General features: G+C 52.5%; 9 protein-coding genes. All 9 read left to right on the top strand.

Going from position 1 to position 14,282, the window contains the following annotated elements:
* Nucleotides 1-263 precede the first annotated feature (263 nt).
* Nucleotides 264-3,794, top strand: coding sequence for a hypothetical protein (locus tag F4Y64_03035; protein MXX96573.1), 3,531 nt, complete (start codon nt 264-266; stop codon nt 3,792-3,794).
* A gap of 73 nt (nt 3,795-3,867) precedes the next feature.
* Entirely contained in the window at nt 3,868-4,512 is a 645-nt protein-coding gene (locus F4Y64_03030) for a hypothetical protein (GenBank protein ID MXX96572.1), read from the top strand.
* Nucleotides 4,513-4,518: 6 nt separating this feature from the next.
* Complete coding sequence (locus F4Y64_03025) at nt 4,519-4,905, top strand: hypothetical protein (GenBank protein ID MXX96571.1); 387 nt, start codon at nt 4,519-4,521, stop codon at nt 4,903-4,905.
* A gap of 4 nt (nt 4,906-4,909) precedes the next feature.
* The gene (locus F4Y64_03020) at nt 4,910-5,950 is read left to right on the top strand and encodes a DUF2125 domain-containing protein (protein MXX96570.1); all 1,041 of its coding nucleotides are present in this window, start codon (nt 4,910-4,912) and stop codon (nt 5,948-5,950) included.
* Nucleotides 5,943-6,302, top strand: coding sequence for a hypothetical protein (locus F4Y64_03015; GenBank protein ID MXX96569.1), 360 nt, complete (start codon nt 5,943-5,945; stop codon nt 6,300-6,302). Before F4Y64_03020 ends, F4Y64_03015 begins: the two co-directional genes overlap by 8 nt.
* Nucleotides 6,303-6,306: 4 nt before the next feature.
* Entirely contained in the window at nt 6,307-7,884 is a 1,578-nt protein-coding gene (locus F4Y64_03010; GenBank protein MXX96568.1) for a hypothetical protein, read from the top strand.
* Between the two features lie 21 nt (nt 7,885-7,905).
* The gene (locus F4Y64_03005) at nt 7,906-10,359 is read left to right on the top strand and encodes a hypothetical protein (GenBank protein ID MXX96567.1); all 2,454 of its coding nucleotides are present in this window, start codon (nt 7,906-7,908) and stop codon (nt 10,357-10,359) included.
* A gap of 11 nt (nt 10,360-10,370) precedes the next feature.
* The gene (locus F4Y64_03000; GenBank protein MXX96566.1) at nt 10,371-11,072 is read left to right on the top strand and encodes a hypothetical protein; all 702 of its coding nucleotides are present in this window, start codon (nt 10,371-10,373) and stop codon (nt 11,070-11,072) included.
* A 215-nt stretch (nt 11,073-11,287) separates the two neighbouring features.
* On the top strand, nt 11,288-14,282 hold a 2,995-nt coding region (locus F4Y64_02995), incomplete at its 3' end, for a hypothetical protein (GenBank protein ID MXX96565.1).

Below are 14,282 nucleotides of genomic sequence, written 5' to 3'. Positions count from 1 at the left end.
AACAAAAGCAGAACATCCCATTTTACGGGGAGTTACGACTTAGTGGGAGCAGCTGACAAATCGTTACATTTCTCTTCGCTCAGTCTGGGACTTATCTGTTGCTTTCCGGTCGGAACTTAATAATCTATCTATCGTCAAAATACCCCATAGTCCAGTCTTCCCATGCAAGGAGGTTAATAACTCATACTGGACGAAAAAGGGGGCAATTTAAGAATGTTTAGTTTTTGTATGTCAGTATACTGCTCATCCAATAATCAGGGAGAATGAAAACTATCCAGAAGATGAGAGTTGTTTTGTGTATTTGGTTTGGGATGTTTTTTGCGGTGATTGCCTTTGCACAGTCCCGTTTAGAGATGTGCCAGTCAAACTTGCGGGTGACTTCAGGAACCACCGTGGTAATTGACTGCGGGGGGCAGACTCAAGGAAACACGTATCGATGGACCAGCTCGGACCCGTCTTGGCTGACTCATTTGAGTGACGTAGATGTAGCCTCTCCCCAATTTCATGCACCCGTGAATGTGGAACTACCTTTGCAGTTGAGGTATGAGCGACTGACCTTCGATGGCGAGGGAGAACTCCTGGATCAGGCGTTCGTCATGATTATCGTACAGGAAAGCCAGGGATCTGGATCTGGAAGGATAAAAGATAGGAGACTGGGAGAACGGGGATGGATCGATCTGGATAGAATGAGGATAGAGGGAAGCTGGACGGGTAGCAGGGAAGAGTTGGCTGGTGCAGATGATGCGGTGTCCGACAGGGTCCCGTTTTTACGATGCAGATCTCCGATTACGGTGGGCAGTGGAGAACTGGTTGAGATTCCGTGTACCGGATTGCATCCGTCGGGTGGCCTATTGGAATATCGTGTTGAGTTTGATTGGCCCCCATACAGCGAGACCAAGATTCTTGGTGATGGATCGTTTGAATATGCGATTCGCGCTCCGGAGATTCAAGGTGCGGCATCAGTCCAGATCCTGGAGATATTTGCTGAGATGCCTGGTACTGGGCACTTGGTTTCCGAGCGGATAGAACTCCACGTGGTAAATCGTACGCCAAAACTCTTATGTGAGGATGTAATGGTGGATGAGGGGGGAGGAGAGATAGAAGTTCCGTGCTCGGTTACGGGAGGGGAGGCTGCCCGAATCCAGATCCTCTCGGAACTCATGCCACTGGGAATTCACAGCGACTGGCCCATGATTCCGATTCCAGAGGTGGGCCGGGATACATCATTCACGGTAACGACCCGAGTGTTTGGTGCGGAGGGTGGTTCTGTGGTGGAAGCAGATTTTGTGGTGAGGGTTCGGCAAGCTAGTATTCCTCTGGATCTTGATCTTGACTGTGATTCGGACGCGGGAGGATTGTCATATGTGGAGTATGAGGGTGCAGCGGTATCTGAACTGACGGTTTCTTGTGAAGTGGAAGGGGAGGTTCAAGAAAAACTGGTTTGGATATGGAGTGCATTGGGCGCGACGCCCTGGGAGCCGTTACTGGATGGCATAATTCTTGACGATGATATGAAGCCTAGTGTTGTCAAATTTTCTTTGTTGGAGTTGGAAGAGGTGAATACGGACGTATCTTGGTCTTTTTCATTGATAGTAACGGCTGACGAAAGTGACGGGGGGGGCGTTGCACGGAAAACAGTTGATATCAAGATACTAGAAAAGCCAGACATTTCGATTGCATGTGAGAGTGCACAGGTCCGTACGGGTGATCCACCGCTGAAACTTGAATGCACGCCGTCCCTTGATATGCCTCACCGGGATCAACCACTGAAATATGAATGGACATGGGACTCGGAGAATGGTTTGGGCCTATTGTCGGGAGATCTTGATAGTGGGATGCCGGTCTTCAACGTTCCTGAAGATCAGGATCCGCCAACGGTCGAATACACATATCAGGTCACTGCGTCTGCGGAGAATACCGATCCTCCGCAAAATCCAACAACGCTGACCGTGACAGTAGAGAAGTATCTGGGCAAACTTGCACTGGGATGCACTAGTCCGATTGAATTATATGCTGGGGATCCGGATTACCCTCTGGAGTGTGTTATTTCGAATGTTGACGTGACTGATCCCGAGTGGACATGGCAGCTTCAGGAGGGACCCGAGGATCGCCTGATTGCCGGTGCCGCCGGTGCCCCACCCATCTTTCAGCCCCCTGAGTCTGTTGCTGCACAGGAGACCTATAAATATAACATCCAGGTGAGTGCGCCGTTTTACGACGCTTCTGAATCGGAATCTGTGGAGATCATCGTCCTCAAACGACCAGTGCTTTCTTTGGATTGCCCCGAGGAGGTAGTGGTAACAGTCGGGATGCCTCCCCAACGGATTATGTGTTCGGTGACCAACGATCAAGATTTGGCGCTTGAGTATGCATGGCAGTGGATGCCAACGGAACGCCTGTCGGACTCTTCGACAGGAAGTCCATTGTTCGATGTACCTTTGAGTCAACGCTCGTATTCGCGTAACTATCCCTACACGGTTACAGTCTCCGCAGAGCATGCAATCTCAGCCGAGGCATCGGTGGATGTCATCGTACTTGACCCGTCTGAGGAACCGGAGGGGCAGTTGGAAGTCAGTAGTTCCGCGTTGGATTTTGGAGTAGCGCACCCAGCCGGGGAGGTTTCGATGGATCCGGCAACGCAACAACTCTCGGGGATGGTGTATGAAATGGAGCAATCGAATGTGGGTCGGATGATGATCCAGGCCAGAGACAGTGTAACGGTTTCTGTAGAGCATCTCCAATCAGCGGTACTGCGTCATGTAGACTCGGGCCGAGAACTAGCACTACTGCCCCGCATTGCCTATTCGCCATCCTGTACTATGTTCGCCGCTAATGCCCAGGCTAGTCGGATCGTGCAAACCTTGCTGGAGCCAGGTGATTGTCATGTGTTACGTATTGGGGGGACGATAGCACTGGCACAGGCTGAGCCGGGAGTATATTCCGGAAGGGTTTCGATCGTGTTGACCGTCAACGGGCTGGATCAATTGCATACGGTTCCAGTGGAACTGACGGTAGAGCCGCAGCGTCGGGTGGTTCTCTTGGGACCGGATGGTGTCCGGTTTCGTGCTGCCCAATCTCCAATGGCCTCCTTAGGGTGGGAGCAGCACATCAGCATCCAGCCCCAGGTGGCCATCCTGGATCACCTAAACCGGACAGGTACGTTTGAGCTCACGAACCCGTCCATCTATCCAATGGAGGTGGAGGTTTCTACCGAATTTGGATACCGCGAGGCGCAGGGGGAGGAAAGGTTCTCAGTAGGGGTGACCGATCAAGAGGTTTCACAGGGAGATCTTTCTGCACATGTGACAGTGTATCCGAGGATCATACTGTTGTCTCCGGGAGAGAGCCAACCGGTGCATTATGCCATTCCTGATCATGCACAGATGCAGTCGCGCGGGTATGCCGGGCAGTTCAATTTCACGGTTACGTCCCGTGAGTTTATTGATCAAACTCAATCGCCCACCTCGGTACAAGCGGCCCGTATTACATTCCAGGCACCTGGCGTTTATATTCCTGGCCCGGGTCCGGCCGTGCTTCGGGCATCTGTGGAGTCCACGGCAGACGAAGCCGTAGTGATTTTGATAGAGACTGCCACAATCCCGTTCTATGGCGAGGTGATCGTCTCTGACGACTCGGGCGATGAGCTTGGACGATCTGAGCTACTAGTCTACACACGCAGTCGCGTCCGCATTCCACTCAAGTCTACGGATGTGGATGGGTTCACTCTGCGATTTGAGTCTCTTACCCCAAATCAAAGGTCACCCTCCGATGTTCATATTCCATCAGATTTTTAGATCCATGATTTCCAGTTTATGCAGACCACTCTTGCGGATGTTTTGGCTCAGTAGTCTGGCGCTTTTCACAGGGATGCCTACACTTGGGCAAGATGGATACGTAACCCAGCGGGTTCTTCCGGTCGTGGAGATGCTTGATGTGGGATTTATCCAGCAGCTGCTAGATGAGCAGTTCATTCTTCCAGAGGACCCGGACTTTACTCATGCGCTGTTTTATGACATTACCCGCGATGGATTCGGATCGAATGATGTGATGGTGCTTTATCCTTCAGAAGAGCAGTTTCAGTTAGGTGCTTACCTGTCGGGACAAATGGCGGATGCACTCAGTACGCAGGGGTTGTCCACGGACTACAACCTGGTGACGATCCGAGAATATGCTGACCTGTTGAGTGAAGAGGCGGAAAACGAATCTGATCCCAAAAAAGCACTGGCCAGTTCTATGATCCAGACGATCCAGAGCTATTATTCGGATGGAGATTTTCAGGGATATATATCGCGGCAGGGCGAAGATGTTCGGATCACATTCTGGGGCTTTGATGAAGCCATGTGGCGGTTTTTGCCAGGGGTGTCGCAGTGTATTGAGCCTCCAGAGAGTGAACCGGTGATGCTAGTGGCTCATAAGCAGCCGGAGATTCGAACGTTTCTAGATATTGACGGCTGCGTGATAGTTGAATCGTCTACAACTAGTGCACAGATATCATCCAGGGTGTGCGAATAAACGCAGATGAAGGAAGAACGAACGGACTTAATGGTGTTTATTGACCTTGGCTTTGTACTTTTGGTGGGGTTTTTGATTTTGACAGAAACTGCGCCCCGGAGCAATGTAGCACTGCCGGGAGATGTGGAGGAACCGTCCGAGTCAATGTCGGAATTGGCCGTCTTCAACGTCCATTTTAATGAGGGAGGACATTTCCGGGTAGAAAACGGTATACAGTCGTTTTGTGAACTGGACGAACCGGGGCTATTGCAGCTTTGTTTGCATGAGATTGTGCAGACCAGTGTAGGTGCTGTGTTTGTACTCGTTCCTGCAGGCCGGGCGACCGTACAACAGTTGGTCACGATGCTTGACCTGTGTGAACTCAATGGCTGGACATGTACTGTAAGCAACTGAAGTGGTGAATATACTATCTGAAGAGACAGACAATCGCGGACGCACCCTCACCATGGCCGTATTTGTCATACTAGTGGCGTTCTTTTTTCTGGCCGGTAATGTGGTTCCCGTGCCCAGCCGCGAGCGGGTAGATCGGTCACTGGATTTGATCATGCTGGAGGGGATTGCAATGGCGGAGGCGGCCGAGGAGGAAGAAGAAGAATCGGCAGAGCAGCCCGTGGAGGAGGACCGGTCGGAACCAGAGACCAGCTTGGATGATTTTGACGGTTTATTGTCCGCCTTTACGGAGTCACTCGCGCCAGATGACTTAGATCAAGACGTAACATTACCTGACCGGGGCCAGACCGAATCGGTGGCTCTCCTGTCGGATGTGGGGCTGGACTTTGGAGTAGAGGGAGGAGTGGACCTACTGGGAGACAGTCGTCCAGGAGACCTCAATGCAGACCTGTTTCCGCAGCAAAGAGGAGGGACTTGGGTTCTGCAGCCGAACATCGCTTCCGGGGGTGTTGTACGGTCCGATGGCCAACTTAGTAGTGGAAATGGTGGGCCACAGGCGGACCTGACCACCCGAGCCGAACGGCCGGAGCGACTCGTAGAATCTTTATTTGGCGAACAGGATGGCGTTTCGCTGAGTCCAAAGGAGATTGATCGAGAGAATGCCGTAGTGCGATGGATGCAGGATCGCCTGAATTCATTAGACCGGCCCATCCGGGCACACTTTGAACAACAGCCCAGAGATTTGACCGTCAATGAATCCGTGCTTATCGGGGGCAAAATCTATCATCTACAGATGATGTATTCTCCGATCACCCGGACACTCCATGTGGCATGGATTGATGGGGATGACATTTATTACTTTGTGGATCCGGCCTTGCAGTATCGGATCAATTATTTTGAAGAAGGCGTAGTTGAACGTGCGCCAAGTACTGAAGTGGTGCTTTTGGAGACGGAGGAGCTTTCGGCCCAGAGCCCGCAGGCGGTCCGCGAATTCGACATCTTTCTAAAATGGTGGAGACCACAAATTGAGGCTAGTGAAAATGGATGAGTCTATGGTGGATATTGTGTTAATTATTCTGGCTGCCCTAGTCGCTGTGGCTGTGTTGCCAGAATTTGACATTGAATTGCCACAGAGCCAAGAGATCACTGAAAGCGGAGTTGTTCTTCGGCCTCTGCAGATCTCTGTCACCGAGACGGGGGCACTTTATTATCTGGATCAATCCAATGATGAGCAACCGCTGACCCCCCCGGAATTTTACGAAATGGTTGTGGCCACCCAGCTTACTCAGACCGTCGAAGTACATGCTGACCAACTGGCACCGGCCATCTACCTACTGGAGATCAATCGCGTGATCCAGAAAGCCGGCAGGAATGCGACTTTTTTAGTACAAGCGGAGTAGTTCCATGAAAGACCCTACAAGAAGATATGTACTGTGCTTTGCGCTACCGCTATTAGCGGCCACGGTGCTCTTTGGATGCGCACGAACCGGGCCCGTGGTGGTACAGGATCCCAATCCAAGAGATGAATCTGATTCGATTTTGTTTGTGTCCGGCCCCCTGCCAGGTGTAGATTCGCTGGTGGTCAGTGGGGTGTTGAGCGATTTTGACAGCACATTTGTGCATGCATCGGCCGAAATACAAGCCCAGACGCGGTATCTGCAAGGACAACAGTTGATTGCACATGCGGAGAGCATTTTGACCGCAGCGGTCGGTCCCCCAACCCTCGGTTCCTCCGATGAAGATATGATCGTGGATACCACTGGATTCACAGGCGCGATTCAGGGGGCCCGGGATATGCTCACCGAAGCGGCGCGTGCCCGGGCCGCTCAGGATAGCATCCAGATACAGGACATGTTGGCCAGTGCGCAGGAGTGGCTAGAGGAGGCGGTACTTCTCAATCCGCGGCATGAGGAGTCAAGGTATCAACTGGCACAGGTCTATACAATCCGAGCCAACTATTTTCGAGAACAGCAGGCATGGGAGCAGGTTCTGTCAATCCTGCGAGAGTTGGTGTTGCTTCGTGCCAACGAGCATGGGTTGTGGGCCGAGATGGCTCACGCAATGGATGAGTTGGGACACTTTTCGGGGGGGGGCGCTCTGTGGCTTCGAGCTGCCGAGAAAGTTCTGGAAGATGCCAAGCTCTCGTTTGACAATGCCGAGGTCGATAGTGCGCGGATGTTCAACTACAGCGTGCGTTCCTATCGTTCGTTTGTCAGCAACAGAAGTGGAGAAGGAGCCTACCGCGCACTGATGCAGGCACAGAAGTACGCGAACTCTGTTGAGGAACTCGATTATACCCGGCAGGAGTTGGTGTGGGCGCAATGGGATTATTTCAATTTGCACCATCGGATTGTTTTTGACAGTTTGCGGCAGGCCGCTTCAGATTCGCCCGTGGAGGTCATCACGGATTTGGAGGAGTTAATTCCAGCACTCACACGTCCCGCGGCGCGCTGGGAGGCCAATTACAACCATGCCGTTCTCTCCCATAGCCATGGATTTGAAGACTCCGCACTTGACACACTGAAGATCCTCTGGTATACGATCCGGGATATTGCACCTGACCTGGAGCGAGTGCGAGACTTGGGCGAGCGCGATACCCTGATCCTACAACCTTTTTCGTATAGGGAGTTCAAGGACGATGTTCGTTCAGCTTATGCTGGGGCACTGTTTGAACGTGCGCTTTTGCACCACAGGGATGGGCAGTCTGGCCGTGCATTTACTTACCTGATGCAGGTCGTGGAGACTGGAAGCCGCTATACCGGCAAGGCTTATATTGAAGCGTTGAAGCTGGCCCGCTACAACCCGGAACAGGCATTAAAAATGGAGCCGGAGATTGAAGAGGTGTTTGATGAATTTGAGCGTGAGGATCAATTGACGTACCTGCGCGAGATTGGAAATTTGTATCGCCGGTTGGGCAGAAATGACAAGGCCGCCACCTTTCTGGACCGGTTTCGGAATATTCGTGAGCAGAGTCCGAACTAATTTTGGATTACAGTGCATCGCATGAGAGTGAATAAAGCTTGCTGGATCGTCCCGGCCCTGTTGCTGGCTTTGACTGCCCAAGCGCAGCAGCCGATTCGGGTAATGCAGGAGTCCCCGTGGGTGCTCAGTTCACTCTCTTCTCCATCGCTTCGTCCCATTCAGGCATACTGGGATCCTCAGGAGGAGACCTACTTCATTGATCTGGTCGCGGTGTTTACAGAAGCTCGCATGGCCGTGGATACTAGTCAGGCCGTCGTTCAGGCCCGTAGCAGTCGTACGGTCTACGAAGTGGACTTTAATCGTGGTACTATCCTGCGACAATTGGAAGATGAGCTACATCAGGTGGACACACTCACGACTGGAGGTTATTATTACAGCGGAGATCGCTTTCTTTTGACGCCGCCCAATCTTGAGCGGGTTTTTCCTGAGGGGACATTCATCTATGATCGTACTCGTCTCAGTCTCCGGCTTTCTCAGGAATTATTTGCCGATGCATTTCGTCCCCAGCCTCTATCTCCGACCCTGACGCTCGGCCCCATGCTTTATGGGCGGAAGCGACGTTTTATCGGAGGCACACAGTTCGGCTACCGGGTCAATCGCACGCAACGGTCGACGCTCGACACAGACTATTACGGATTCCTGAGTGTGCACTCCAATGCACTCTGGGGGCAGATTCGTGCCAACGGCACGGCTTCCTATGATGGTGAATTAAACGTGAGACAGTTCAGTTACATGCTTGATTTTCCGCGTTCGGCCTATCTGTCTCAGATCAGAGTAGGTCGTGCCAGTGTGAACCAGTGGCCCGCGCGTCAGGATTATGAGGGGATACAGATGAGTAACCGCCCCCTTTCCACACGCCATCAGCAGCGGGAAGCACAACTGGTTGGGATTGCGGAGCCGAATGCGCTGGTGTCCGCTCTCGTCGCTGGGGTGGTTGCTGACCGCGTACAGGCCGATGGTCAGGGACGCTACCAACTTTCCGTTCCGGCCTACTATGGCACCTCGCGTGCCGAATTGGAAATCCTTCCCGCCACAGGTGGCCCCCCGACCCGTGAAACTCGCTTCCTGTTGATTACCGAAGACCTGCTACCGGCCGGAACCATGTACTGGGATATTCAGGCCGGACGGGACCAGTTTGACAGTACTGCCTATGGCCGCGCTCGCGTGGACATCGGTTTGTCACGAAATCTGACGATGCTCGGCAGTTACACCCGGTCAGACACTCTGCAGACGGGTACCTTCGGACTGGCAAGTAACATTGCCGGTTCTGCCATGTTTAGTGCAGAGGTTGCCTATCCGTTGCCCGCTGCGCGAGCCACATTGGAATTTTTCCGAAACCGGTTTCAGTTTCAGGCGGAGGCTGCTATTGCGACTGAACCGGGACTGACTTACTATCGCCAGCGTATTGTGGGACGAGCCGGGTGGAATGTTGGGAGGCTTAGCATGTTTCTCAATGGAACCCGCTTTGAATCTTTCGGCGGCAGCACTTCTATGCGCTTAGATGGATCTGGAAATCTTCGGCTGTCCCGCCGGATCAGTCTTGCTTCTGCAGCCGGTTATGGAATCACCCAACTCGGTCCCGATGCACCGTCGGATACCCGCATAGAGTGGCGCGGTTCACTTACCCACTATATCCGGCCCAGAGGCCTACGTGGCCGAATCGGCTTTCAAGCACAAGGCGGACGCTACGAATCGGTAGACTTCACAGGGATGACTCTTCAAGTCTCCTATCGATCCTTCTCAATCGGTGCTCGTGTCGGGTATGATCACCCTGCCCAAGGTATGAATGCGTCGTTTTCTGTCCGCCTGAATGCTCCGTGGACAAGCTTCTCAAGCCACACTGTGCTTGATGCCGAGAATCCCTATAACCAGCAGAGCCTGTATGGATCAATGATGCTCAGCCGTGGATTGCTTTTTTCCAGGCATTCCCAATTCTGGAGCAGTGCACTGCTGCGACCGTTTATGGATATTGACCGTGACGGACAGTGGGATTCTGGCGAGCCCCCTGTGAGCGGTCTGGATCTCAATGTGATACGTGCGAAAACCGAACCCAATGCATCCGGCATGTTTCGGGCAGATTTTCTGGCGCCCAGTACCCAATACCAAGTCGTGATTGATCCCCGCTCTATTCCGGGCTCTGGACTGGAACTGCCTACTGGAACTGCCTTCAGCTTCATGTCTGATCCAGGAGAAACCAAATACATTGATATTCCCGTCCATCGCAATACGATCGTGGAAGGATCCGTGGAGGATCTACCACTGAGTTCGCCGACTCTAGCCGTGGTCATTTTCTTTCAGGATGACTCTGAAGTACTCCGTGCAGCGGTTTCGCAGCAGGGACGCTTCACTGCGCTATTGTCGCCAGGAACCTATCGCGTCGAACTCATGGATCTGCTCGGACAGGAAGATCTGAGTGACTATACCCGAATTCTGGATGTGCGATCTGTCCAGACACAATCCTTTGAAATCCGTTAAGAATAATCTTTATGCTATTTTTGTTGACCAAGGCACAGGACGCTAGCTCATTTGTTTCGGGGCAAGCTGTAGATGAACCTCTTCTCCCTACATCTCTGTGGGATATTGTTGAGTATGCGCAGGGCTTCGAGTGGCCGCTTGGGGTCCTGTTCGTGATCGGACTGTTTCTCCTGACTTCCGCGTATGTGCGGCAGTTTTTGCAGTGGCGCGGTAGCAAAGCCATGTTGAAGATTGAGACCGAGAATATTTCCGCCGAAGCATTTTCGGAAGCAATTGGCCAGAGTAAAGCCCGAAATCCATTTGTGATGACCGGGAATCTAATTCTGGAGGAGTTTCGGCGTGGAGGGTCGGCCCCGGCGATGATTGACTACGCCTTCCGATTCATAGAACTGGATCACGAAAAGTACAAGGAAACGGAGCGTTACATCACGGCCGCGGTATACATTGCACTTAGCCTAGGGCTGCTTGGAACTCTGCTCGGCATCTTCGTGCTCTTTATGAGCGGTAGCCGTCATGGAGCGTCCGATTTGGTAGGGCTGGGAATTGCCGTAGTGTCCACAATGCTGGCTTTGGTGGTCCGTCTGATTCTCTGGCCTCTGAATGTCTATCTTCAAGCTTCCCTCCGCAAACGCTATAATACTTTGAGAAAATGGACCATTGCTTTTGCGTATGCCATCTCAACGAATTCCAGCGAATCTGTCCACCGGAACTGATCCTGCCGGAAAGGTGAGATGAACAATGGGCGTGTCATGAACTTCGAAGATTCTTCAGATTGGGTTCAGAAATCAATGTGATAGAGGTTCTATCCTCTTTCTTGTGGAAGTGGTTCATGATTGGGTGGGCGAACCCCAAAGACGATTCCATATGGGATGTCCCGGTATTGTGGTGATAATTGCGTATACTGTTGCACGCCGTTCGTCCATCTATCATGAAAGGGGAAATGGATAGCAGAAAAATAATCGTAGGTATTTTCCTGTTCGGTGGAGAAAATCTTTTCAGGGTCTGCGTCCGGCATGCGCTGAACTTCGTTGGTCTTTGGGTGATGTTTTCCCCCATTGTGGTACTCGGTCAGGTTCACACGCCGACCGTTCAATTCCATACCGACGTGACGGATCCTTTAGTCCTGTTGAATCCGAATCTGCAGGCTCTGGAAGGACGTGAGCGGGAAGTTGTACATGACCCAGTTATGCTTTCTGCTGAACGGCGCACCTCTGCTTTTGAAGCGATTCGAGTGAGCGAAGGCGACCTTTCCCAACGCAGCCCTGCTTCAGTTCTCCCATTGTTCACTCATGGGGGATCAAACACGAGTATCTTCGTGCCACCTATAGATCCAACAGACGGATCTGTGGGAAACCATCTGCGCGATTTCAAACATGTTCAGGGGAATGCCCAGAATTCCTTGATGATCTTTGGAGAGGATTCAAACGCCGCGATAACCGGGTCCCAGCCCCCTCTGGATACAAACTACGGGAACTTCGCGGTGATGATGGATGAATTGTCTCGGGGATTGGAGTTTGGCAGTCCCTCTCCAGCGATGATCATGGATCCCGATGCGAATCTGGAGGTGTGTTTGAATCTTTCGCCGAGCGAGGCAGCTGGTGGAGATTCGGTGGCGGTGACGGCAACAGTTCAGCCTGTGCACACACAAGATATTGCAGTTAAGCTTGAGTTCGGCGCGGGAACTCGTCTTCATTCTTATCTAAGCGGGAATAACGTCACGATCACGATCCCGGCGGGGGCAAGCGAGTCCGATCCGTTTAAGTTCAAAATTCGCGAAAATGTAAAGAAAGGCTGGAAAGTTCAATCATCCGTAGAAGGAATAATCCCAAACGTACCTCGTGACCCCTACGGTTGTCTATTTCAGCACTTAAATATGGGGCCTCCCCGGACAATCACCCTCGGGCCAGATGAAACTGTGGTGGAGGAAGGTGATCGGGCGAAGATCGTAGCGGTAATTTCGTACCCACTGTCTAGCGATCTGAAGGTGCCGCTGCACTACCCTTACGCCAGTACCACAGACACGGCCGTTGATCCTGGCGACTACACTTCGTTGGATTCAATCATAATCAAAGCGGGTGAGTCTTCCGGTAGCGGGCAGATTCAGACCCATAAGGATAATGCAGGCGGCGGGTATAGGACGTTTACGGTGGCGATCGATGACTTCACCTTGGTATCCCCAACGTACGCGCCGGTGTATGCGGTAGATCCCAAAGAGGCTAAGGTTGTGATCAATGACGATGATGTTCCGGTGGTCCGTTTTGATTCGTACGAAAGCAGTGTGGATGAAGCTGATACTGAGTACAGGGTGTTCGTAACCATTGATCCTCCTCCGGTGTCCGGTTTCACATTGAACTACGAATTTGTGGGTACGGCAACCCAAGGTCTGGACTATGAAATCGAAAACCCCAGGACGGTTGCGGTGTCCGCTGGCTCTAAGCAGGCATATATCTCGGTCATGATTAAAGATGACACCGATATTGAGAATAATGAGAACATCATCTTTGGCACGCGTGTCGGTGCGGGGTATACAATCAGGCAGCCGATAGCGCATACGCTTGTAATCAAGGACAATGATACACCGGAGGTCAATTTTGTTTCTTCAAGTAGCAGCGTGGAGGAAGGCATTGGTACGCAGAATGTGCGCGTGACTCTTACTTCTGCTCCCGCGAGTGACCTCACATTGAGCTATACGCTGAGCGGCACGGCAGACGAAGATGTAGACTATACCATCATCAATTCCGGGACGATTATCATGCCTGCAAAGACATCCTCGGTAGATATTCCTGTGGTGATTACGAACGATACCGAGGATGAGCTTGTCGAGACAGTGATCCTGACACTCATGCCTGCTACGGGGTATACAGTTGGAAGTCAGAAGGAGCACACGCTGACCATTAAGGATAACGATACTCCAGCGGCCCACTTTGCTTCGGCGACGGGCCGCGTAAAGGAGGGGGATGGCCCGCACACTGTGAGCGTAGACATTTCACCTTCGCCCGCGAGTGATTTCACATTGAGCTATACGCTGGGCGGCACGGCAGACGAAGATTCGGACTATACCATCACCGGTTCTGGGACGGTTTCGGTGTCTGCTGGCTCGAAGCAGGTGAAGATCCCTGTAGTGGTTACGGACGACAGCGAGGATGAACTGGACGAGACGGTGATTCTGACGTTGACCTCCGGCACGGGATACTCAGTCGGAAGCCAGAAGGAGCACACGCTGACGATTGAAGACAACGACACCCCGGCGGCCGGGTTTGCTTTAGTGGAATCGAGCGCGCTGGAAGATACGGGTACGCACGAGATCGAGGTTCTCATACATCCTTCGCCCGCGAGTGATTTCACGTTGAGTTATACGCTGGGCGGCACGGCAGACGAAGATTCGGACTATACCATTACCGGTTCGGTTTTGGTGTCGGCGAACGCGACCTCGGTGGAGATCCCGGTCGCGATTATCGATGACAAACTGGATGAACTGGACGAGACGGTGATTCTGACACTGACGGCTGGCACGGGGTACAGCGTTGGAAGTCCGAGCGAACATGAGTTGACGATCACGGATAATGATGAACCGGCGGCCCACTTTGCTTCGACGGCATCGAGCGCGCTGGAAGATACGGGTACGCACGAGATTGGGATCACCATTTCCCCTTCGCCTGCGAGTGATTTTACATTGAACTACACGCTGGGCGGCACGGCAGACGAAGATTCGGACTATACCATTACCGGGACGGTTTTGGTGTCGGCGCACGAGACCTCGGTAACCATCCCGATCGAGATTACGGACGACAGCGAGGATGAGCCGGATGAGACAGTGATTCTGACGCTGGTGTCCGGCACGGGATATGCAGCAGCAGATCCAGACGCTCATACGTTGACGATCTTGGATGACGATGATCCATCCGAGGTAACGCTCCGTCTGG

This window comes from Rhodothermaceae bacterium, assembly GCA_009838195.1.
Classification (GTDB): Bacteria; Bacteroidota; Rhodothermia; order Rhodothermales; family Bin80; genus Bin80.
The sequence above is the reverse complement of the archived record's forward strand: the minus strand, read 5'-3'. Positions and strand labels throughout refer to the sequence as shown.